This window comes from Bradyrhizobium daqingense (assembly GCF_021044685.1).
Classification (GTDB): Bacteria; Pseudomonadota; Alphaproteobacteria; order Rhizobiales; family Xanthobacteraceae; genus Bradyrhizobium; species Bradyrhizobium daqingense.
The window spans coordinates 4,680,198-4,700,405 of the sequence record NZ_CP088014.1; the positions used below are offsets into that span (position 1 = coordinate 4,680,198).

Annotated in this window: 23 protein-coding genes; 15 read left to right on the top strand and 8 right to left on the bottom strand. The window is 64.4% G+C overall.

Going from position 1 to position 20,208, the window contains the following annotated elements; all coding sequences use genetic code 11:
* Window positions 1–23: 23 nt before the first annotated feature.
* Window positions 24–635: an acriflavin resistance protein gene (locus LPJ38_RS21990; protein ID WP_167520721.1), complete on the bottom strand. Its 612-nt coding sequence runs from the start codon at window positions 633–635 to the stop codon at window positions 24–26.
* A gap of 153 nt (window positions 636–788) precedes the next feature.
* Between LPJ38_RS21990 and LPJ38_RS21995 the strand changes: the two genes are divergently transcribed.
* Complete coding sequence (locus LPJ38_RS21995; RefSeq protein ID WP_145641074.1) at window positions 789–1,211, top strand: MAPEG family protein; 423 nt, start codon at window positions 789–791, stop codon at window positions 1,209–1,211.
* Between the two features lie 56 nt (window positions 1,212–1,267).
* Window positions 1,268–2,569, top strand: a complete 1,302-nt coding sequence (locus LPJ38_RS22000; RefSeq protein ID WP_145641072.1) for an RsmB/NOP family class I SAM-dependent RNA methyltransferase — start codon at window positions 1,268–1,270, stop codon at window positions 2,567–2,569.
* A gap of 214 nt (window positions 2,570–2,783) precedes the next feature.
* On the opposite strand, the gene LPJ38_RS22005 is transcribed toward LPJ38_RS22000, so the two are convergent.
* Window positions 2,784–2,993 carry a cold-shock protein gene (locus tag LPJ38_RS22005; RefSeq protein ID WP_008141931.1) on the bottom strand — a complete coding sequence of 70 codons (210 nt, stop codon included), beginning with the start codon at window positions 2,991–2,993 and terminating at the stop codon, window positions 2,784–2,786.
* A gap of 266 nt (window positions 2,994–3,259) precedes the next feature.
* Window positions 3,260–3,592 (bottom strand): DHCW motif cupin fold protein, encoded by a 333-nt coding sequence (locus LPJ38_RS22010; protein WP_145641069.1) that lies wholly within the window; start codon window positions 3,590–3,592, stop codon window positions 3,260–3,262.
* A 208-nt stretch (window positions 3,593–3,800) separates the two neighbouring features.
* Here LPJ38_RS22010 and guaA point away from each other — a divergent pair, with 208 nt between their 5' ends.
* The 4 genes from guaA to LPJ38_RS22030 all read left to right on the top strand — a co-directional run bounded on the left by guaA (window position 3,801) and on the right by LPJ38_RS22030 (window position 8,860).
* On the top strand, window positions 3,801–5,399 hold the full coding sequence (guaA, locus tag LPJ38_RS22015) for a glutamine-hydrolyzing GMP synthase (protein ID WP_145641068.1): 1,599 nt from the start codon (window positions 3,801–3,803) through the stop codon (window positions 5,397–5,399).
* Window positions 5,400–5,417: 18 nt separating this feature from the next.
* Complete coding sequence (locus LPJ38_RS22020; protein ID WP_145641066.1) at window positions 5,418–6,464, top strand: hypothetical protein; 1,047 nt, start codon at window positions 5,418–5,420, stop codon at window positions 6,462–6,464.
* A gap of 41 nt (window positions 6,465–6,505) precedes the next feature.
* The gene (locus tag LPJ38_RS22025) at window positions 6,506–7,765 is read left to right on the top strand and encodes a serine hydrolase domain-containing protein (protein ID WP_145641063.1); all 1,260 of its coding nucleotides are present in this window, start codon (window positions 6,506–6,508) and stop codon (window positions 7,763–7,765) included.
* Window positions 7,766–7,978: 213 nt separating this feature from the next.
* Entirely contained in the window at window positions 7,979–8,860 is an 882-nt protein-coding gene (locus LPJ38_RS22030) for an AraC family transcriptional regulator (protein WP_145641061.1), read from the top strand.
* A gap of 143 nt (window positions 8,861–9,003) precedes the next feature.
* Here the strand turns inward: LPJ38_RS22030 and LPJ38_RS22035 are convergent, their stop codons facing one another.
* Window positions 9,004–9,354: a cupin domain-containing protein gene (locus LPJ38_RS22035; RefSeq protein ID WP_008552081.1), complete on the bottom strand. Its 351-nt coding sequence runs from the start codon at window positions 9,352–9,354 to the stop codon at window positions 9,004–9,006.
* A 187-nt stretch (window positions 9,355–9,541) separates the two neighbouring features.
* Between LPJ38_RS22035 and LPJ38_RS22040 the strand changes: the two genes are divergently transcribed.
* Both LPJ38_RS22040 and LPJ38_RS22045 read left to right on the top strand, forming a co-directional pair.
* A complete protein-coding gene (locus LPJ38_RS22040; protein ID WP_145641059.1) occupies window positions 9,542–10,204 on the top strand; it encodes an SRPBCC family protein in 663 nt (220 codons plus the stop codon).
* Complete coding sequence (locus LPJ38_RS22045) at window positions 10,204–10,566, top strand: ArsR/SmtB family transcription factor (RefSeq protein WP_145641056.1); 363 nt, start codon at window positions 10,204–10,206, stop codon at window positions 10,564–10,566. Before LPJ38_RS22040 ends, LPJ38_RS22045 begins: the two co-directional genes overlap by 1 nt.
* 33 nt (window positions 10,567–10,599) lie before the next feature.
* Here LPJ38_RS22045 and LPJ38_RS22050 read toward each other — a convergent pair whose 3' ends face one another.
* A complete protein-coding gene (locus tag LPJ38_RS22050; RefSeq protein ID WP_145641054.1) occupies window positions 10,600–11,481 on the bottom strand; it encodes a LysR family transcriptional regulator in 882 nt (293 codons plus the stop codon).
* Window positions 11,482–11,628: 147 nt separating this feature from the next.
* Between LPJ38_RS22050 and LPJ38_RS22055 the strand changes: the two genes are divergently transcribed.
* Window positions 11,629–12,273, top strand: coding sequence for a hydrolase (locus LPJ38_RS22055; RefSeq protein ID WP_008552074.1), 645 nt, complete (start codon window positions 11,629–11,631; stop codon window positions 12,271–12,273).
* 113 nt (window positions 12,274–12,386) lie between these two features.
* On the opposite strand, the gene LPJ38_RS22060 is transcribed toward LPJ38_RS22055, so the two are convergent.
* The gene (locus tag LPJ38_RS22060; protein WP_145641051.1) at window positions 12,387–12,884 is read right to left on the bottom strand and encodes a peptide deformylase; all 498 of its coding nucleotides are present in this window, start codon (window positions 12,882–12,884) and stop codon (window positions 12,387–12,389) included.
* 78 nt (window positions 12,885–12,962) lie between these two features.
* On the opposite strand from LPJ38_RS22060, the gene LPJ38_RS22065 reads away from it, so the two are divergent.
* The 3 genes from LPJ38_RS22065 to LPJ38_RS22075 all read left to right on the top strand — a co-directional run bounded on the left by LPJ38_RS22065 (window position 12,963) and on the right by LPJ38_RS22075 (window position 15,724).
* Window positions 12,963–13,547 carry a TetR/AcrR family transcriptional regulator gene (locus LPJ38_RS22065; protein ID WP_145641048.1) on the top strand — a complete coding sequence of 195 codons (585 nt, stop codon included), beginning with the start codon at window positions 12,963–12,965 and terminating at the stop codon, window positions 13,545–13,547.
* A 74-nt stretch (window positions 13,548–13,621) separates the two neighbouring features.
* On the top strand, window positions 13,622–14,200 hold the full coding sequence (locus tag LPJ38_RS22070; protein WP_145641046.1) for a DUF308 domain-containing protein: 579 nt from the start codon (window positions 13,622–13,624) through the stop codon (window positions 14,198–14,200).
* A 303-nt stretch (window positions 14,201–14,503) separates the two neighbouring features.
* Window positions 14,504–15,724, top strand: a complete 1,221-nt coding sequence (locus tag LPJ38_RS22075; RefSeq protein ID WP_145641043.1) for an MFS transporter — start codon at window positions 14,504–14,506, stop codon at window positions 15,722–15,724.
* 21 nt (window positions 15,725–15,745) lie between these two features.
* Here LPJ38_RS22075 and LPJ38_RS22080 read toward each other — a convergent pair whose 3' ends face one another.
* Together LPJ38_RS22080 and LPJ38_RS22085 are read right to left on the bottom strand one after the other, a co-directional pair.
* Window positions 15,746–16,132, bottom strand: a complete 387-nt coding sequence (locus LPJ38_RS22080; protein ID WP_145641041.1) for an ester cyclase — start codon at window positions 16,130–16,132, stop codon at window positions 15,746–15,748.
* Window positions 16,133–16,189: 57 nt separating this feature from the next.
* Window positions 16,190–17,062, bottom strand: a complete 873-nt coding sequence (locus LPJ38_RS22085; protein WP_145641038.1) for a bifunctional helix-turn-helix transcriptional regulator/GNAT family N-acetyltransferase — start codon at window positions 17,060–17,062, stop codon at window positions 16,190–16,192.
* A 152-nt stretch (window positions 17,063–17,214) separates the two neighbouring features.
* On the opposite strand from LPJ38_RS22085, the gene LPJ38_RS22090 reads away from it, so the two are divergent.
* From LPJ38_RS22090 to LPJ38_RS22100, 3 genes are all read left to right on the top strand, one after another.
* Window positions 17,215–18,879, top strand: coding sequence for an acetolactate synthase large subunit (locus LPJ38_RS22090; protein WP_145641036.1), 1,665 nt, complete (start codon window positions 17,215–17,217; stop codon window positions 18,877–18,879).
* A gap of 223 nt (window positions 18,880–19,102) precedes the next feature.
* Window positions 19,103–19,450 (top strand): Lin0512 family protein, encoded by a 348-nt coding sequence (locus LPJ38_RS22095; RefSeq protein ID WP_145641033.1) that lies wholly within the window; start codon window positions 19,103–19,105, stop codon window positions 19,448–19,450.
* A 4-nt stretch (window positions 19,451–19,454) separates the two neighbouring features.
* Window positions 19,455–20,147: a GNAT family N-acetyltransferase gene (locus tag LPJ38_RS22100; protein ID WP_167520720.1), complete on the top strand. Its 693-nt coding sequence runs from the start codon at window positions 19,455–19,457 to the stop codon at window positions 20,145–20,147.
* Window positions 20,148–20,208: the final 61 nt, after the last annotated feature.

Genomic DNA, 20,208 nt, shown 5'->3' on the forward strand with positions numbered 1-20,208 from the left:
GCATCGTTCGCATCGAACAAAGTTTAAAGCACGCGGTAGCGGATCGTGTAGCCGTCCTGCGGCGCGATCGGCCCGGCCAGTGGCGAGGCGATGCGGTCGGCGAGGTGCCAGGGGCTGAACTCGCTGCGATGCGGCTCGGCGGGCAGACGGAGGCGGAATTCGAACGTGCCTTTGCCCGGCAGGTTCACCACCAGCACGCGGTCCGCAGTGCGGTGGTTGAGCACCACCGCGCCGCGCAGCAGTGCGCGGCCGTCGGCGAGGTCGCGCACGCCATCGACCAGCGCCAGAGTCTGGTTGCGGTCGGTGTGCAGCTCGATCTGGGTGTCGGTCACCCCCGTCAGCATCTCCCGGGGCATGCGGATCTCGAACTCGACCGCGGGCTTGGACGGGTTGAGGCCGAGATAGGCGAGCGCCGCGTGGCGCATGTCGTAGGCGGCAAAGCCGAACAGCAGGATCGCGGCCAGGGTGGCCAGGCCATGCCTGGCGACTTCGCGCCAGGTCCGGTAGCTCAAGCGAAAATAGACCGTCATCGCCAGCGCCACCGCGAGCGCGGCCGCGATACCCGCCAGCGCCGACATCAGAACGCCGTGCCGGCCGTCGGCGGATTGGGCGAAAAGGCTGGACAGGATGTTCATGGCGGCGCTCGCCTCGGTCCTAAGGGACCAAAATCGCTGTGATGATCGACGTTTGGTCGCCGCACCGGGAACGCCGGTTCATCTCGTTCATTGTCACGGCCAAAACGCGCCGCTAATGACGTCGGCGGCATTTCGCCTCCCGGGAAAGTTCCGATGTCCGTTCAAATGGTCCTGCTGCCGGTCTTCGTGCAGGTCGCTCTCACCTTCGCGCTGTTGATCGGCATGGTGCTGGCACGCCGCAAGTCGCTGGTCTCGGGCGAGACCAAGATCCGCGACATTGCGCTGGGCGAGCCGAACTGGCCCAAGGGCGCCACGCAAATCGCCAATTGCTACCGCAACCAGTTCGAGCTGCCGGTGCTGTTCTACGTCCTGATCGCGCTGGCCTTGCCGCTCCGGCGCGCCGATCTGTTCATCGTGCTGATGTCCTGGGTGTTCGTGGTGACGCGCTTCGCCCACGCGGGGGTGTTCGTCACCTCGAACGATCTCGGCCGCCGCTCGACGGTGTGGCTCGCCAGTGTGCTGGTGCTGCTGGCGATGTGGATTTACTTCGCGCTGAAGCTGCTCCTGCTGATCTGACGGCCTGCGCCGGCGCATCACGCGCAAAACAGAAAATCTGGTCCAAAGGCATTCAAATGACGCCCGCTGCCCGGCTGTCCGCAGCCATCGAATTGATCGACACCATCGAGAAGGACCGCGTGCCCGCGGCCAAGGCGCTGAAGGAGTGGGGCACCGCGCACCGCTTTGCCGGTTCCGGCGACCGCGCCGCCATCGCCGGCTTGGTCTGGGACGTGCTGCGCCGCTACGCCTCCAGCGCCTGGCTGATGGACGCAGACACCGCGCGGGCGCGCCTGATCGGCATGCTGCGCCTCGAGCGCGACATGGACACCGCCACCATGGCCGCGCTGTGCGACGGCAGCCGGTTCGCCCCGGCGCCGCTGACCGAGGCCGAGCAAGCCGCGCTCGCCTCGCGCTCCCTCGCCGATGCCCCGGCCGCGGTTGCCGGCGATTATCCCGAATGGCTCGATTCGCACCTTGCAAAAGTGTTCGGCGAGGACCGAGCCGCTGAAGCCGCCGCGATGGCGAGCCGGGCCCCGCTCGACCTGCGCGTCAACACGCTAAAATCCAATCGGGACAAGGTGCTGCGTGCGCTTGCTCATCTTCATGCGAAACCGGCGCAATGGTCCGCAACCGGCCTTCGCATCGAGCTTTCGGCCGATGCGCGCAACCCCGGCATCCAGGCCGAGGAGGATTTCATCAAGGGCGGAATTGAAGTGCAGGATGAGGGATCGCAGCTTGCGGCCCAATTCACCGCGGCAAAGCCCGGCGAGCAGGTGATCGATCTCTGCGCCGGCGCCGGCGGCAAGACGCTGGCGCTCGCAGCCCTGATGCAGGGCAAGGGCCGGCTGATCGCGACCGATCGCGACAAGCGCCAGCTCGCCCCGATCCACGAACGCCTGTCGCGCGCCGGCGTCCACAATGCCGATATCCGCACGCCCAAGGGCGATGCCGATCCGCTCTCCGACATCCGCGCCTCGGCTGATCTCGTCGTGATCGACGCGCCCTGCACAGGAACCGGCACCTGGCGTCGCAACCCCGACGCCAAATGGCGGATGCGGCCGGGCGCGCTGGAGATTCGCCTGCGCGACCAGGCCGAGGTGCTGGAGCGCGCGGTCCCCCTAGTGAAGCCGGGCGGCCGCATCGCCTACATCACTTGCTCGGTGCTGTCGGAGGAGAACGGCGAGCAGGTGAGGGCGTTCGTCGCCCGCCATCCCGAGTTCGCCGTCGTGCCGCCCGAGCAGACCGCGAGCGTGCTCTGGGACAAGGCGGAAGCCTTTGGCGAAGCCGCGCTGCAGTCCGACGAAGGCTGGCTGATGACGCCGCGGCGGACCGGCACGGATGGGTTTTTCGTCTCGGTGCTGCGGAAAGCAGGCTAAATTTAGCTCGTCATTCAGGGGCTCGCGCAGCGAGAACCCGGAATCCATAGAGCCGCAGAGACGGCCGCGCGATGGATTCCGGGCTCGCCCTGCGGGCGCCCCGGAATGACGCCGCGGCCAAAAGCAAAAGCCCCGCAGACCGGATCCCGGTCGCGGGGCTTTCATTTTTCTGACGTTCTGCCGGTACGTCCGCGGTCAGAACGGTGCGTGGGCGTTAGCCGACGCGGAGATTGTCAGCCGAGGACTTGCCGCTGCGACGATCGGCGACGATGTCGAACGAGACCTTCTGACCCTCGTTGAGGGAGGAGAGGCCAGCGCGCTCGACGGCGCTGATGTGCACGAACACGTCCTTCTGGCCGTCGTCCGGCTGGATGAAACCATAACCCTTTTGGGTGTTGAACCACTTCACGGTGCCCATAGCCATGGGAATTTCCTTTAGTTAGTTAGAGAGGTACGCACGCGGACCGGTACGCAGCATTGCGCCCATGGTCCCTGATGAGTCGATGTTTGGAGAATTCATCTGAAGCGTGCGCGCCCGTAATCAACGAAGCGAAGCGGCCCAGTCGTTCGGCCAAGTATCGATGATCACAATATAGCGAGAATTTGGGGCCACTTCAAGGCACCACCCGTGGCTCGGCACCTCCCGCGACTTTGCTATTTTGCGGTGCAAATTAACCGCGCGCTCGCGTCCTAGTCGACGATGAAGAGCGTCGCGCCGGCCGCCGTCGAGGACCGATGGGCGGCGTCGCCGAAATCCGAGACCTGGTAGCTCATCCCGGCCGTCAGCTTGAATGTGCGCCCGTCGCGCAGCTCGCTGTCGAGCTCGCCCTTCAGCACGTAGAGCACGTGGCCGCGATCGCACCAATGGTCGGCGAGATAGCCCGGCGAATATTCCACCATCCGCACCCGGAGATCACCGATTTGGAGCGTGCGCCATTTGGCCTCGCCGCGCTCGCCGGGATGCGTGGTCGGCTCGACCTTGCTCCAGTCGGTGACGGTGAAGGGCGAGGCGGGGAGTTGCATGGGGTGGGTCCTGTTTCAGAGCCGGCGGCGCTTCTGTTAGCGCACGCACCTCCCGCAGTCTCCGTCACTGTGATCGGCCTTCTTTCAGACGCCGGCGCAATTAGGTCAATAATACTTACCCATACGTCGCCTGTCCATGCCCAAAGAAGCATGTGGGCGCGCCGCCGCCGCGGTTGCGGCGCGGGCGGTGCCAGCGTATTTGCTGGCCATGACAGCAGCACAGAACGACCGCTCCGCGTCGACGCCCTCGGTGGCCTCGGCGCACGACAAGATTCTCATCGTCGACTTCGGCAGCCAGGTGACGCAGCTGATCGCGCGCCGCGTGCGCGAGGATGGCGTCTATTGCGAGATCGTCCCGTTCAACAAGGCCGAAGCTGCCTTCGACGAGATGAAGCCGAAGGCGGTGATTCTCTCCGGCGGCCCTGAATCGGTGCACGAGGCCGGCTCGCCCCGCGCCCCGCAATCCATCTTCGATTCCGGCGTGCCCGTGATGGGCATCTGCTACGGCCAGATGACCATGGCCGCGCAGCTCGGCGGCGAGGTCGAGGGCGGCCATCACCGCGAGTTCGGCCGCGCCGATGTCGAGGTCAAGGCCGAAAGCCAGCTGTTCGCGGACGTCTGGTCGTCAGGCAGCAAGAACCAGGTCTGGATGAGCCATGGTGACCGCATCACCAGGATGCCGCCGGGATTCTCCGTCGCCGGCACCTCGCCGAACGCGCCGTTCGCGATCATCCAGGACGAGAAGCGCAAATATTACGGCCTGATGTTCCACCCCGAAGTGGTGCACACGCCCGACGGTGCCAAGCTCATCCGCAACTTCGTCCGCAAGATCGCAGGCCTTTCCGGCGACTGGACCATGCGCGCCTTCCGCGAGGAGGAGATCGCGAAAATCCGCCAGCAGGTCGGCAAGGGCAAGGTGATCTGCGGCCTCTCCGGCGGCGTCGATTCAGCGGTTGCAGCCGTGCTGATCCACGAGGCCATCGGCGATCAGCTGACGTGCGTGTTCGTTGATCACGGCCTGATGCGCCTCAACGAGGCCGAGCAGGTCGTCGACCTCTTCCGCCACCATTACAACATCCCGCTCGTGCACGTGGATGCCTCGAAACAGTTTCTGGGCGAGCTCGAAGGCGTCACCGACCCCGAAGCCAAGCGCAAGACCATCGGCCGCCTCTTCATCGAGGTGTTCGAGCAGGAAGCCAAGAAGATCGGCGGCGCCGACTTCCTGGCGCAAGGCACGCTCTATCCTGATGTGATCGAGAGCGTCTCCTTCACCGGCGGCCCCTCGGTCACCATCAAGTCGCACCACAATGTCGGCGGTCTCCCCGAGCGCATGAACATGAAGCTCGTCGAGCCCCTGCGCGAGCTGTTCAAGGACGAGGTGCGCAAGCTAGGCCGCGAGCTCGGCCTGCCCGAAATCTTCGTCGGCCGCCACCCGTTCCCGGGCCCGGGCCTCGCCATCCGCTGCCCCGGCGACATCACCCGCGACAAGCTCGATATCCTGCGGAAAGCGGACGCCGTCTACATCGACCAGATCCGCAAGCACGGCCTCTACGACGAGATCTGGCAGGCTTTTGCCGTGCTGCTTCCCGTGAAGACCGTCGGCGTCATGGGCGACGGTCGCACCTACGACTACGTCGTCGGCCTCCGCGCCGTCACCTCAACCGACGGCATGACCGCGGACTTCTACCAGTTCGACATGAAGTTCTTAGGGGAGACGGCCACGCGCATCATCAACGAGGTGAAGGGCGTGAACCGGGTGGTGTATGACGTGACGAGCAAGCCGCCCGGGACGATTGAGTGGGAATGAACTCGATCGGCGACAGGAATGAATCATTTCCGATCTAAGTATTCACTCTCGCGCTACTTCACTCCGCCCAAGCCGGTGCCGCTCGAACTTGATCTTGTGCAACTTGAAGGCGGCGGATACGCGCCTGCGCAGTTTTGGGGCCAGACCCGAGACGGCCAAGAGGTCTACATTCGCTATCGAGGCGGACACTTTTCGGTAACGTTGGAAAACGGAACCGATGTGGAGGGTGAGACTTGCCTGCTGGATGTAACGATCGGACCTCCATTTCATGGAGGCATGTCAGTCGAGCAAGTGTGCAACTACTTCGGCATTACGATCAACGGAATACGTCCGCCGCTGCCGGCTCCTGGAGAGACGCTGCCTGAAGGGTGCAAGGACCTAAGCGGTCGGACAACCTTTTATGATGCGTGGTTTTCAAGTGGTCTTGATACGCAGAAGCGATTTCTTACGGCTGCATTAGCGGCTTTTCCTGGCGCGACTTTGATGCAGCCGATTTTCGATCAGTTCAAGACCGTGGGTTATCGCGTTTGTCCGACCGTCGAAACGCTGACATCGGATTTCTCTCTCATCGTGCTTGGTGAGCTAACTGAGAATACGATAGCAAGGCTGGCGCACGAACCACTCTGGGATCGCGAAACCGGAGACTGCGTGATTCATTTACGCACTAGCGGAATCCAGTATCCGATCAGGAAGTATGGCAACGACGATGCTGAGCGCCTGCGCGGTGTGCTGGGACGAACGATCTACGTGGCGGGTCAGGTTGACGACTGCCTGTACGGCAGTTTCTCTGTGCACTCCGAATTTTCTACTGGCGATGCGAGCCGGCAGAGTCTCCTGCAGAAACTCGATGGGTTGCTGGACAAATTTTTTCCAGCCTGCCAAATCGACTTTTTTGACCTAAAGACAGGCCAAATGGAGCAGGAAGACAGCTTTGTCATGCATTTCGACCCAGCCATTGTGAGCTGGCTCGACGCCGGGCCTGATCGCTGGTTGAGCATTGAGAACAAGGGAGACTGGCAGAGTCCGCGATTTGCAGGCTCACGTCTTGCGCGAGTTACGTCATAATCGATACTCTTTCTGCGTCATGCTTCCGGAGTTAGCCCTATATGTCCATCGCTCCAGCGACCAGCCAGAGTTCTAGTTCAGCCGCAACCGAATCCGACCCCGAAGCCCTCGGCTGGATGCGCGGCTTCCCGCCGTCCCCCGATCGCCTCATCACCTTCCAGGACGGCTCCTTCCGCAATTTCCCCGAGCTGCGCTGGGCCTGGAGCAACATCCGCCAGCTGGTGCCGACGGTGAATGTCTGGCGCGGGGCAGGGCCGGCCTCGCCTTTGCCGCGCGCGGATCACGACATCGGCGCGGTCGCCTCGACCACGATGGACGGCCGGCCGATGACGTTCGACACGATGCTGGAGGAGACCTACACCGACGGCATCGCGGTGCTGCATCGGGGCAGGCTGATCTATGAGCGCTATTTCGGCGCGCTGAAGCCGCACAAGCCGCATATCGCGATGTCGGTGACGAAGTCGTTCACCGGCGTGCTCGCGGGGATTCTGGTCGCCGAGGGCAAGGTCGATCCGCAAGTCCCCGTGACGGACTATGTGCCGGAGCTGAAGGCGAGCGCGTTTGGCGATGCGCGCGTACACGAGGTCATGGATATGACCACGGGGCTGCTCTACACCGAGATCTATATCGACAAGAATTCGGACGTGTGGGGCCTGCGGCGCGCCAACGGCATGGCGCCGATCCCGCCGGGCTACGAAGGCGCGACCACCATTTTCGATTTCCTGATCGCGCAGAAGAAGCAGGGCGAGCACGGCAAGGCCTTCGCCTACAAGACCGTCAATACCGACGTGCTGGCCTGGATCGTCAGGCGCGCCAGCGGCATGACGCTGTCCGATCTGCTCTCCGAACGCATCTGGCAGAAGATGGGGGCGGAGGAGGATGCGCATTATCATGTCGACCGCATCGGCACCGAGAGCGGCGGCGGCGGTCTTTCCACCACACTGCGCGATCTCGCCCGCTTCGGCGAAACCATGCGCAATCACGGCCGCTTCAACGGCCGCCAGATCGTGCCGTCGCAGGTGGTCGAGGACATCGCGCGCGGCGGCGACCCCGAAAAATTCAAGCCGGCCGGCTACACCACGTTGCCGGGTGCGTCGTATCGGAACCAGTGGTGGGTCACGCACAACGCCCACGGCGCCTACATGGCGCGCGGCGTCCACGGCCAGGGCATCTACATCGATCCCAAGGCCGAGATGGTGATCGCCCGCTACGCCTCGCATCCCATGGCCGGCAACGCCGCCAACGACCCCGTCACGCTGCCGGCGTATATGGCGCTGGCGAAGGCTCTGATGGCGGGATAGGTGCGTAGGGCGGATTAGCCCGCGGTTGCGGAAGCGCAGTCCGCTGGCGTAATCCGCCATCTCTCGCTCAGCGCCGCTGACACATGGCGGATTACGCTTCGCTAATCCGCCCTACGGGCCGGCGAATGCCGCGATGTCCCGGCAAAATCGCAAGATCGGTCGAGCGTGCCGCTGCCGCCAGCGCCTAGATGGAGCTGCCACGGAGGAGGGACCATGAAGGCGGCACTGCAAAACTATCAGGACCGGATGCGGCGGGTGCTGGACCATATCGACCGGCATCTCGACGATGATCTCGACCTGGAACGCTTGAGCAGTGTCGCCGCCTTCTCGAAATTTCATTTCCACCGGCAGTTTACCGCGACCTTCGGACTGTCGGTGCATCGTTATGTCCAGCTGGCCCGCATGAAGCGGGCCACGCATCGGCTTGCCCACATGGACGCGCTCGATGTCACCGACATCGCGATGGAGGCCGGCTACGACGCGCCGGACGCCTTCGCCCGCGCCTTTCGGCAACGGTTCGGGCAATCGCCGTCCTCATTCCGGAAATCGCCGGATTGGAAACCGTGGCTTGCGGCCTTCGGGCCTCTCGATATCGCTAGGAGCAAGCTCATGCAGAGAATCTTTACCACCGACGACGTGACCATCCGCGAGGTGCCCACCGCGAAGGTGGCGATCATGGAGCACCGGGGCGACCCGGCAACGTTGCCCGCTACCATCCAGCGCTTCATCGCGTGGCGAAAGGCTGCCGGGCTCCATCCCAGCACAAATCCAACCTTCAATGTCTGGCGTTCCGAGCGGCGTCCCGCGAACCTTGCCGACTACAGCGTGGACCTTTGCGTCGGCACCGAACTGCCGATCGCGGCTGATGGCGAAGGGATGAAGGCCGGCGAGATTCCCGGCGGACGCTGCGCCGTGCTGCGCGTCGTCGGCTACACCGACAATCTCGAGCCCGCCGCGCTCTACCTCTATCGCGACTGGCTTCCCGCCAGCGGCGAGGAAGTGCGCGACTTCCCGATCTATTGTCAGCGGCTGAGCTTCTTCCCGGAGGTACCGGAGCACGAAACGGTCGCGGAGCTTTTCCTGCCGCTGAAATAGCGACCTCGGCCTTCATGGTTCGAGACGCCCGCCGCAGGCGGGCTCCTCACCATGAGGGTCTACGATCTGGCCGCAAGCAAAACCTCATCCTGAGGGCCCGCCGCAGGCGGGCGTCTCGAAGGATAGGCCGCGGCAGGCGCGCCTCACTCGCGCGCCTCCTGCCAATGCGGATAGGTGACGTACGCGGTGACGGCGCCTTGCTCGTGCGAGCGGATGGTGACCGTCTCGCCCTTCGGCATATGGACGATCTCGCCCGGCCCCGCGGTCACGGTGCTGCCGTTGCTGGTGACCGAGAGTTTTCCTTCGAGCACGAGCATGACATCGTCGACCGTGAGCTTCTCGTCGAGATTCTGGTTGGGCGCGTAGCGGCCGAAGCCGATGGTGATCGGTCCGCCGTGGCGCTGGTCGATCACATTGCCGGCGAAGATATCGCCGTCCTGTCCCGGGGAACGTTCGAGCGAAGCATCGGTGATGGCGAATTTGCGAACTTTCATGAGTTCCTTCCGTCTTGTGCAGGCAAGTTTGGCGGGGAGGGCACCGATAGACGCCTGGCCGGGTATTTGGTTCGCGAGCGCACGCGAGGCGGTTTGACGCAGCAACGTCCGGCAATATAAGTATTGACTTATATTAGTGTTGATCGATATTCCGTGGCTCGCACGAAAGCGACAGGGAGAAGCGCAAATGGAGATCGACATCGCCAGGGTCCTCGGGCTCGTCACGCGTTCGGTGAAGAATTTCGACAAAGACGGGAAAGCGGCGAGTGCCGTGACGCTGACGCGGCTTTACGACACCAGCGTCGACGATCTCTGGGACGCCGTGACCAGCAGGGAGCGTATCCCGCGCTGGTTCCTGCCAGTGGAGGGTGACCTTCAGATCGGCGGAAAGTATCAGCTCAAGGGCAATGCCGGCGGCACCATCACCGCCTGCACGCCGCCGACCCATTTTGCAGCGACGTGGGAATTCGGCGGCGCGGTCAGCTGGATCGACGTCAGCCTGGCCGCGGAACGAAGCCAGGCGCGTTTGACGCTTGAGCACATCGCGATCATCGAGGATCATTGGAATCAGTTCGGCCCCGGTGCGGTGGGAATCGGCTGGGACCTCGCGCTCGCGGGACTCGAGCGCTATCTTGCGACAGGGGCATCGGTGGACCATGAGACGGCCGAGGCATGGATGGGCTCGCCTGAAGGCAAGGACTTCATGACGACCAGCGGCGAATATTGGCGCGCGGCGCATGTCGCAAGCGGCGTGGATCCGGCTTCGGCCAAGGAGCGCTCGGACCGCACCATCGCGTTCTATCGCGGCGAGATGCCACCCGACATCACCCATCCCGGCACAGGAAGCTGATGCACGTCTTCGAGGTCCTCGCCGATCCCGTGCGCCGTCGCATCCTCGAGCTGCTCGGCCAAAACGAAATGGCCTCCGGCGAGGTCGTCGACGTGATCGGGGCCGAGTTCGGCATCACGCAGGCGGGGGTCTCGCAGCACCTCAAGGTGCTGCGAGAAAGCGGCTTTGCGACCGTTCGCGCCGAGGCGCAACGGCGCCTTTATTCGGTCGACGTTGCAGGGCTGCGCGCTGTCGATGCGTGGATCGGCCAGTTCAGGAATTTCTGGGAGCCGAAGCTGGACGCATTGGCAACCGAGATCGCCCGCGGCAAACGCGAACGCCGCAACGCGCCGATCACCAAGCGGAGCGGAAAAAGGGCTTGAGGACGTTGCGAAGCTGGGGGTGAAGAAGCCAGGTCAGGCAGGATGCGGACCCGGCTCGCAATACTCGATCAGCAGTTCGGTGAGGACCCGTATCTTCCGCGCCGGATGCTGGCCCGGCGGACGGATCACATAGGCACCCGCCGGGGGCGGGGGATACCGCGTCATCACCGGGACAAGCGCGCCGGACGCGACATGTTCATGGGTGAGGCGATCGGGAAGGTAGGCGATCCCGAGTCCTGCCGTTGCGGCGGCGAGGAGCGCTGTGCCGTTGTCGGCCTTGAAGCGTCCCTGCGGACGAACCGTGATGATCTTGTCGCCATCCATGAGTTGCCACGCTTCGGTGCCTTGCATCAGCGCCTCATGGGCGACGAGCTCCTCCGGCGACTCCGGCGATCCGTTGGTCTTGATGTAGTCAGGGCTCGCGAGAAGCTTCCCATGGATTGGGCCGATGCGTCTTGCAATCAGATTGGAGTCCTGAAGATAGCCGATCCGTATCGCGCAATCATAGCCGTCGGCGACGAGATCGACGAAGCGATCGCTGTAGCAGGTTTGGATCTGAAGGTGGGGATGGCGGCGCGCCATTTCTGCAAGGATGGGAGCAAAGTGCGTCGGGCCGAATGAAAGCGGCACTGCAACCCGCAAGCGGCCGCGCAGGTCTCCGGCGGGCAGGATCGCTTCCCTCGCTGCGTCGATCTCGGCGCGGACCCTGGCTGCATAGTCTCGGAACGTGACGCCGGCCTCCGTGAGCGCAGCTCCGCGGGTCGTTCTTGCAAGAAGTTGGACGCCTAGTTCCGCTTCGAGCCGGAGAAGCCGACGACTGACGATCGATTTCGCGACCCCCAGCCGGGCCGCAGCGGACGAAATTCCTCCGGCGTCGGCAACTTCGACGAATGTCCGTATCTCTTCGATATCCAACAGCGTTCCCCATTCGGCGACACAGCGTTCCGCTGCGGCACACTATCGTATCGCATCCAGGAACGCCAATGTCGGTGTCGGGCGACGTCGCTGCTGACGTGCGCCTCCGAACCAATGCCGCTCACGACGGCAGTAAAGGATGCAACGATGACTTTTCGTAACGGCCTTGCTTCGCTTCTTCGCCCCGAAGATTCGGTGCTCGTCTTGATTGACCACCAGCCTTACCAGCTTGCGAACGTGAACAGCCATGAACCGCAGATGGTGATCAACAATACGGCAGGTCTCGCCAAGGCCGCCAAAGCCTTCGGCGTCCCGACGATCCTGACCACGGTGATCGCTGAACGGGGTGGCCTTCTTTTCCCTCAGATCACGGAGGTTTTCCCTGGCCAGGAGGTGATCGACCGGACCTTCATCAACACCTGGGAGGATCGAAAGGTGGTGGACGCAGTGAAGGCCACGGGCCGCAAGCAGCTCATCATTGCGGGCCTGTGGACCGAGATCTGCGTCGCGATGCCGGCGATTCAGGCTCGCGGCGAAGGCTGGGATGTCACGGTGGTCACCGACGCGTCTGGCGCCGTTTCTGTGGAGGCCCATCAGGTGGCAATCCAGCGCATGATCGCGGGCGGTGTGAACATGATGACCTGGCTGGCGGTCGCTGCCGAGTGGCAGCGCGACTGGGCTCGGATCGATCAAGCTGTCGCGCTCACGAAGGTGATCACGGAACATGCCGGCGGGAGCGGTATCGCGTATCTGTGGGAGCAGCAGTTGCTCAACACGCCTGTGCCGCGCTGACGCAAGATGATCTGACCGTGTAAGGAGCCAGCGGCCGCGCAAAGCGTGGGCCGCTGGCACAGTCCATCCGCCTGGCCTCCGGCGCTGGCGCATAGCGAATTTCACTGATCGCGTCAGGGTCTCGACATCTTCTCGAACTTCTTCACCAGCCGCTCGCGCTTCAGTCGCGACAGCCGCTGGATCCAGAATTGGCCGTCGAGCTGGTCGATCTCGTGCTGATGGCACACCGCGCGCAAGCCTTCCGACTCCTCGCTCTGCATGTTGCCGTCGAGATCCTGATAGCTGATCCGCACCCGCGCATGGCGCTGCACCTCGTCGTTGACCCCAGGCATCGAGACGCTGCCCTCGCGATGCATGATCATCTCGGGCGAGGCCCACTCGATCTGCGGATTGACGTAGATCTGCGCGCCGTCCTTGGCCTCGAGCTCCAGCACCACGACCCGCAAGGGCACGCCGATATGCAGCGCGGTGATGCCGATGCCGGGCGCGGCCCGCATGGTGTCGAGCAGATCCTGCGCGAGCGCGCGCAAGGCGTCGTCGAACGCGGTGACGGGACGGGCAGGGCTCGCGAGCCGACGATCGGGATAACGCAGGATGGGGCGGATGGTCATGCCCTCGCTCCTACCACTCACGGATGGTTGAAGCATCCTCTCTTGATAGACTACCGACTAGAAGGTAGATCATGCCGTATGAGCAACTCTTCCTCCACGGCCGACGACATTCTCGCCTGCGCGCGCACGCTGATCATCGCGGGCGGCTACAACGGCTTCAGCTACGCCGACATCGCCGATGTCGTCGGCATCCGCAAGCCGAGCATCCACCACCATTTCGCCAGCAAGGTCGATCTGGTCCGCACCTTGGTGTCCCGCTATCGCGAAGAGGCGCAAGCGGGACTGGCGGCGCTCGAACGCAACGTCATCGACCCCGCCGAGCAACTCAAAAGCTACATCGCGTATTGGGAGGCGTGCATCAAGGACGCGACGGCTCCCTTCTGCGTGTGCGCGCTGCTTGCCAGTGAGCTTCCGATCCTACCGGAGGAGGTGGCGCTCGAAGTCCGCGCGCATTTCCGTTTCCTTGGGTCGTGGCTGGCGTCGGTGCTGGAGCGCGGCAAGCGGCAGGGGCGGCTGCATCTCTCGAGCGCGGCCCGGGTCGAGGCCGAAGCGTTCATGGCGACCGTTCACGGCGCGATGCTGTCGGCGCGCGCCTATGGCGATCCAAAAATGTTCGGCACCATCACCCGGCCGCTGTTGGAGCGGCTTTCCACCAGGCACTGACGCGATCCTCCGTCGTGGGCGGCCGCAACAATCTCGCTTCGTGAAACTACCAACTAGTAGGTAAGGAGACTGCAATGAAACGTCATGAACTCGCTTTGGAGACAGCCGAAGATACGCAATGGCTGAAGCAGTATTATTTCCTGCGCGGCGCGTTTTCCGTCGCCTGGGTCGTTGCGGCCTTCGCGATCGCGCCATCGTCCGCAGCGGTGGCAGCGGCGTTGCTCGTCGCTTATCCCGCCTGGGACGCCGCGGCCAACTACCTCGACGCGCTTCGCAGCGGCGGCTTGAACCAGAACCGCACGCAGGGCTTCAACCTGCTGGTCAGCCTCGCGACTACCGTCGCAGTCGCCTTGGCCTTGCAGGTCAGCATGAACTGGGTGCTTGGAATCTTCGGGGCCTGGGCGATCCTGTCCGGATTGCTTCAGCTCGGCACGGCCGTGCGACGCTGGAAGAGTTTTGGCGCGCAGTGGGCCATGGTGCTCAGCGGTGGCCAGTCGGCTCTTGCCGGCGGCTTCTTCATCTTCCAGGCCTCGATGCCTGCGGTGCCGTCGATCGCGAACGTTGCGGGCTATGCCGCGGTCGGCGCGCTCTACTTCCTGGTCTCCGCGGTCTGGCTGACGGTTACCGACTGGCGGCGTGACGCGGCCGCGTGAAGTCACGCAACGGACGTCACGCCGGATACGGCGTGACGTTCTATGGATGATGCCATCGTGGAGGTGTTTTGCCCGACGTGTCAAACTGTCTGTGACCTGTCCGGCATCGAAAGCGTGAGTCGCCGGGTGCCAAAGGCTGCTCGCTAAGTCATTGATCCCGCAAGGGGCGGCTACTGTGCATGGGGTTGTTTTCGCACTTGGGTTGGCGGCTCGCGGTAACGTGCTACGAAACTGAGGTCGCAGTGTCGGCCGGCGCAGTTCCCGTTCGTCTTCCACGCGAGACAGATCTGACGGGAGACCCAAATGACCCAATCCCCCTATCGCTGGGTGATCGTCGCCGCCGGCGGCCTGCTCGGCTGCGTCGCCATCGGCGGCATGTTTTCGCTGCCGGTGTTCCTGCAGCCGATCGCGAAGGACACCGGCTGGTCGGTGACCGGCATCTCCAGCGCGATGACGATCGGCTTTCTGGCCATGGCCTTCACCAGCATGGCCTGGGGCACGCTGTCCGACCGGTTCGGGCCGCTTCCGGTGGTGCTAACGGGATCGATCGTGCTGACGCTCAGCCTGTTCGCCGCGAGCCAGGCGACCTCGCTGATCGTGTTCCAGATCGTGTTCGGCCTTCTGACCGGCGCGGCATGCGCCGCGATCTTCGCGCCGATGATGGCGGCGGTGACCGGCTGGTTCGAGACCCAACGCAGCCTCGCGGTGTCGCTGGTCTCGGCCGGCATGGGCATGGCGCCGATGACGATGGCGCCGTTCGCGGCCTGGCTCGTCTCCGGCCACGACTGGCGCACCTCGATGCAGATCGTTGCGCTGGTGGTTGGCGTCATCATGATCCCGGTGGCGTTCCTGGTGCGCCGTCCGCCCGCGCTGGCGCAGGCTGCGGCCGCGCCATCGGGGGCGGAGGCGGCGCAGGGTGAACTGACGATGGGCGAGGCGCTGCGCTCGCCGCAATTCATCATCCTGCTCGCGACCAATTTCTTCTGCTGCGCCACCCATTCCGGCCCGATCATCCACACCGTCAGCTACGCCGTGAGCTGCGGCATTCCGCTGGTCGCGGCGGTGACGATCTACAGCATCGAGGGTTTTGCCGGCCTTGGCGGCCGCATCGCCTTCGGGCTGCTCGGCGATCGCTTCGGCGCCAAGCGCGTGCTGGTCTCGGGCCTGCTGCTCCAGGCGTTCGGCGCGCTCGCCTATGTCTTCGCGCATCAGCTCGCGACATTCTACGTGGTCGGGGCCGCCTTCGGCTTCATCTATGCCGGTACCATGCCGCTCTACGCCGTGCTCATCCGCGAGAACTTTCCGCTCAAGATGATGGGCACGGTGATCGGCGGCACGGCCATGGCCGGCAGCCTCGGCATGGCCACCGGCCCGCTCGCCGGCGGCCTGATCTACGACGCGTTCTCCAGCTATGCCTGGCTCTACATCGCATCCTGGGCGATGGGCCTTGGTGCCTTCCTGATGGCGATGACCTTCCGCCCATTCGCCAAGCCGCAAGGCGAGGCGGCACCGGCGCCGGCGTGAATTTGCGATCGAGGCGCAGCGTCAGAGCTGCGCCTCGATGGCGGCCTTGTCGATCACCGACCAGACCTGCCGGATCTTGTCGTCGCCGAATTCGTAGAACACGTTCTCGCAGAAGGACACGCGTTTGCCGTTGACGGGAAGTCCCAGGAACGTTCCGACTGGCGCGCAATCGAACTGCAGGCGCGTCGCAATTCTCGGCGGCTCTGAGACCAGCAGCGCGATGTCGAAGCGCAGATCCGGGATGTCTCGGAAATCCTGCTCCAGCATCGCGCGATAGCCTGGTAACCCGAGCGGCCGGCCGTTGTGGACGACATCGTCATGCACGAACCGGCCGAGCGCAGGCCAGTCCTGCCGGTTCAAACAGGCGATGTAGCTGCGGTAGAGGTCGGCGAGATCGGCGCTGTTCATTGTGAGGCTCCCATGCTGCAGACACAACGCAGCAGGAGGCGGATCCGTCTCGCGGCGTCACAGCCGCTTCTCGAAAAACAGATCGGGATACGGGTCGTCGTTGAAGCGCGGAATCTCGCGCCAGCCGGTGTTGCGGTAGAGCTGGGCCGCCTCGGGCAGGGCGCTGTTGGTGTCGAGCCGCAGCAGCGTGATGCCGAGGCCGCGCGCAGCCTGCTCGGTTGCGTCCATCAGGCGCCGGCCGAGTCGCAATCCGCGCGCGGCGGATGCGACCCACAGCCGCTTGATCTCGGCATAGCCGTGATCGGTGCCCTTCAGCCCGACGCAACCGATCGGCAGCGTGTCCGACATCGCGACGAGGAACGTGCCGCGCGGACGGCGCATGTCCTTGGCATCAGGGTCGCGCGACAACGAGACGTCGAAGCCCTGTTTGAAGCGGCGGCCGAGCTCGGCATAGTACTCCCCGAGGCAATAACGGGCCTCATCGCTTTGCGGGTCCATTTCGTTCAGCGTGACGCGCTCGCGCGTCAGCGCGGAGGCAATCAGGTCCATCGCTGCCAGCAGCGCCTCGGCTTGCGAATGTTGCGCAAGGATACCGTCGGCCTGTGCGTTCGACAGCGCCTCATAGGCTGCGAACTCGCGCCGGCCCGCTCGCGTGAGCTTTGCCACGCGCCGGCGCGCATCGTCCTCGCGCGCGGCGGTCTCGATCATGCCTTCCTCTTCGAGGCTGCGGAGCAGGCGGCTCATCAGCCCGGAATCGAGGTCGAGATAGTCGCGGATCTCGGCTACGTCCGAGCGCCCGTGCCCGATCGCGTTGAGCACGCGCGCCGCGCCGAGCGGCCGGCCGCGCCCCAGGAATGATGTATCGAGCGCGCCGACGGCGGAAGTGACGGCGCGATTGAAGCGACGGACGCGGGAAACGGGGTCGAGCATGATATCTGACTTTAGTCAGATATCGTCGCCTGTCAACCGAGTGACTGACCGGGCCGCAATCGAGCGCCTCTTTGTGAGTTGTGCCCTCGCTGTGAGCGGCTACCATGCCCGCTCCCCGGAACTCGATCAGCAGCACAGCAAGCGGAGGCGACATGAGCGGGCAGGATCACAAGGTGAAGGGATCGGACCTGTTTGTCGCGGCGCTGGAGAACGAAGGAGTCGACCGCATCTTCGGTGTGCCCGGCGAGGAGAATCTCGATCTGGTCGAATCGCTGCGCACCTCGAGGATCGAGCTGGTCCTGACCCGCCACGAGCAGGCCGCCGCCTTCATGGCTGCCACGTATGGGCGGCTGACCGGCAAGCCTGGTGTGTGTCTGTCGACGCTTGGACCCGGCGCGCTCAATCTGTCGACCGGTGCAGCCTATGCGCATCTCGGTGCGATGCCGATGATCCTCGTTACCGGCCAGAAGCCGATCATGAGCAGCCGGCAGGCGCGCTTCCAGATCGTCGACGTGGTCGCGACCATGAAGCCGCTGACGAAATTGTCGCGGCAGATCGTCAGCGCCTCCAGCATCCCGACCGTGGTGCGCGACGCCTTTCGCGTGGCGATGGAGGAGCGACCGGGGCCCGTGCACCTCGAGCTGCCCGAGGACATCGCCGGAGACGAAGTGTCGCCGATCCCCGTGATCCCGGTTCATCCGATCGAAATCCCGGTCGCCCATCGTGCCGCGCTCGACCGTGCCGCCGCGATGATCCTGGCCGCGAAACGTCCGCTGGTGATGATGGGCGCTGCGACCAGCCGGCCGCGGTCGACGCATGGCATCGCAAGCTTCGTGCGGCGGACCGGCATTCCCTTCTTCACCACGCAGATGGGGAAGGGCACCGTGCCCGGCGGCACCAATCTCTACATGGGGACTGCCGCGCTGTCGGAACGCGACTACGTTCATGACGCGATCGATGCCGCCGACCTCATCGTCGCGATCGGCCACGATCCGATTGAGAAGCCGCCTTTCATCATGGGGCCGTCGGGCCCGAAGGTGATTCACGTGAGCTACACGCCAGCGAGCGTCGAGCTGGTCTATTTCCCCGACGCCGAGGTCGTCGGTGACGTCGGCCCTAGCCTGGAGCTGCTCGCTGACCGGCTCGAAGGCAAGCTGCCGCAGGCCGCGGCCCTGTTGCCGTTGCGCGAGGAGATCCTCGCGCACATCGCCGATCGCGCCACCGAGGCGCGCTGGCCACCGACGCCGCAGCGGATCGTGCACGACATCCGTCAGGTCATCCCAGAGAACGGTATCGTCGCGCTCGACAACGGCATGTACAAGATCTGGTTCGCGCGCAACTACCGCACCCGCGTCGCCAACACGCTGCTGCTCGACAATGCGCTGGCGACCATGGGCGCGGGCCTGCCCTCCGCCATGATGGCCGCGATGCTCTATCCGGACCGCCGCGTGCTCGCGGTCGCCGGCGACGGCGGCTTCATGATGAACAGCCAGGAGATGGAGACCGCCGTCCGCCTCAAGCTCAATCTCGTCGTGCTGGTGCTGGAAGACAACGCCTACGGAATGATCCGCTGGAAACAGGCGGTCGATCAATTCGCCGATTACGGCATGACCTTTGGCAATCCCGACTTCGTCCAGTACGCGAAGGCCTATGGCGCCAAAGGGCATCGCATCGCGAGCATCGACAGTTTCGGCCCGACGCTCGACGCCGCCTTCAGGGAAGGCGGCGTGCACCTGGTCTCGATTCCAATCGACTATTCGGAGAACGTGCGGGTGCTGGTGGACGAATTGCGCGCGCATGAGAAAGCAAAGGCGTGACATCTTCGGTCTCGTGCCCCGGACGCTGCGCAGCGCCTCTTCGGCGATGCGCTGCAGAGCCGGGGCCCATGCATCAGCGAACCGTATCGCCTGCTGGGTCCCGGCTCTGCGCCGCAACGCTGCCGCGCTGCAGCGCGTCCGGGACACGGAGTGGTGCACGACACTTGTCTCTCGCACTCTGATCGCCGACACTCGCAACTCAACCAATCACAGGAAGCAGAAAATGACTCGCGTTCGTTGTGTCACCGAGATGGGCATGGGCGTCGACGTCCACGGCAGGGATGCCACCAAGGCGGCGAAGCGTGCGGTGTCGGATGCCATCAGGCATTCGAGCCTCGGCTTCTTCCGGATGATCGGCAAGACCGCGAACGACATGTTCGTCGATGTCAGGATCGGGGTGCCCAACCCCGAAGCGGTGGACAAGGAAGCCGTTGCGAAGGAGCTGCCCTACGGCACGGTGACCGTCACCGCGGTCAAGGGCGGGCTGGAGATTCCTTCGGCCACGGAAGTGGCGAACGATCCCATCCTCATCGCCAACGCCGCCGTTATCGTCAGCTTCGACAAGGACTAGGCCGGTGTCCGACCGCGATGAGGCGCTGCTGGATCGTCCGATCTGGAGCGCGCTGACGACCAGCCACAAGCATCTGGCTGAAGGCGGCCCGCGGGCGCTGCGCTATCCCGTCGACATGACGCCGTTTGCCGACATGATCGACATGTCCGCGGCCAGCTTTGCCGCGCTCGGCGATCTCATGTCGCGCTCGCAGGTCGCCGTGCTGTTCACGCCGGAGCCGGTCGACGTGCCCGCCGGCTTCAAGGTCGTGCTCGCCGAGACCGGCGAGCAGATGATCGGCTCGCCGGCCGATAGCCCGCTCCGCGATGCCGAGATCGTCACGTTGGGCGCCGCCGACGTGCCGGCCATGATGGCATTGACGGAGCTGACCAAGCCGGGTCCGTTCGCGGCGAGGACGCACCAGCTCGGTACGTTTCTCGGCATCCGCATCGGCGGTGAGCTGGTTGCGATGACCGGCGAGCGGATGAAGCCGGGCAAGTTCACCGAGATGACGGCGGTGTGCGTCCATCCCGACTATCGCGGCCGCGGCTATGCGCAGGCGCTGCTCGCGGCGGTCGCGCGCCAGATCGAGGCGCGCGGCGAGTTTCCATTCCTGCACGTATTCTCCCACAACACGTCCGCCATCGCGCTCTACCAGCGGCAGGGCATGACGATCCGCCGTCGCCTGCACATCACCGTGCTGATGAAGCAGGAATAGGCTTGGCCGCGGGCTTCCTCCTCGACGAATTCGCGCTATATCCATCCGAGCCATCATTGGG

Coding starts and splice junctions, on each gene's coding strand:
- LPJ38_RS22090 (WP_145641036.1), top strand. CDS start 17,215: ATGAGCGGGCAGGATCACAAGGTGAAGGGATCGGACCTGTTTGTCGCG.
- LPJ38_RS21990 (WP_167520721.1), bottom strand. CDS start 635: ATGAACATCCTGTCCAGCCTTTTCGCCCAATCCGCCGACGGCCGGCAC.
- LPJ38_RS22010 (WP_145641069.1), bottom strand. CDS start 3,592: ATGCAACTCCCCGCCTCGCCCTTCACCGTCACCGACTGGAGCAAGGTC.
- LPJ38_RS22040 (WP_145641059.1), top strand. CDS start 9,542: ATGGAGATCGACATCGCCAGGGTCCTCGGGCTCGTCACGCGTTCGGTG.
- LPJ38_RS22080 (WP_145641041.1), bottom strand. CDS start 16,132: ATGAACAGCGCCGATCTCGCCGACCTCTACCGCAGCTACATCGCCTGT.
- LPJ38_RS22045 (WP_145641056.1), top strand. CDS start 10,204: ATGCACGTCTTCGAGGTCCTCGCCGATCCCGTGCGCCGTCGCATCCTC.
- LPJ38_RS22025 (WP_145641063.1), top strand. CDS start 6,506: ATGTCCATCGCTCCAGCGACCAGCCAGAGTTCTAGTTCAGCCGCAACC.
- LPJ38_RS22065 (WP_145641048.1), top strand. CDS start 12,963: ATGAGCAACTCTTCCTCCACGGCCGACGACATTCTCGCCTGCGCGCGC.
- guaA (WP_145641068.1), top strand. CDS start 3,801: ATGACAGCAGCACAGAACGACCGCTCCGCGTCGACGCCCTCGGTGGCC.
- LPJ38_RS22035 (WP_008552081.1), bottom strand. CDS start 9,354: ATGAAAGTTCGCAAATTCGCCATCACCGATGCTTCGCTCGAACGTTCC.
- LPJ38_RS22020 (WP_145641066.1), top strand. CDS start 5,418: ATGAATCATTTCCGATCTAAGTATTCACTCTCGCGCTACTTCACTCCG.
- LPJ38_RS22055 (WP_008552074.1), top strand. CDS start 11,629: ATGACTTTTCGTAACGGCCTTGCTTCGCTTCTTCGCCCCGAAGATTCG.
- LPJ38_RS22075 (WP_145641043.1), top strand. CDS start 14,504: ATGACCCAATCCCCCTATCGCTGGGTGATCGTCGCCGCCGGCGGCCTG.
- LPJ38_RS22085 (WP_145641038.1), bottom strand. CDS start 17,062: ATGCTCGACCCCGTTTCCCGCGTCCGTCGCTTCAATCGCGCCGTCACT.
- LPJ38_RS22070 (WP_145641046.1), top strand. CDS start 13,622: ATGAAACGTCATGAACTCGCTTTGGAGACAGCCGAAGATACGCAATGG.
- LPJ38_RS21995 (WP_145641074.1), top strand. CDS start 789: ATGTCCGTTCAAATGGTCCTGCTGCCGGTCTTCGTGCAGGTCGCTCTC.
- LPJ38_RS22095 (WP_145641033.1), top strand. CDS start 19,103: ATGACTCGCGTTCGTTGTGTCACCGAGATGGGCATGGGCGTCGACGTC.
- LPJ38_RS22000 (WP_145641072.1), top strand. CDS start 1,268: ATGACGCCCGCTGCCCGGCTGTCCGCAGCCATCGAATTGATCGACACC.
- LPJ38_RS22030 (WP_145641061.1), top strand. CDS start 7,979: ATGAAGGCGGCACTGCAAAACTATCAGGACCGGATGCGGCGGGTGCTG.
- LPJ38_RS22005 (WP_008141931.1), bottom strand. CDS start 2,993: ATGGCTATGGGCACCGTGAAGTGGTTCAACACCCAAAAGGGTTATGGT.
- LPJ38_RS22060 (WP_145641051.1), bottom strand. CDS start 12,884: ATGACCATCCGCCCCATCCTGCGTTATCCCGATCGTCGGCTCGCGAGC.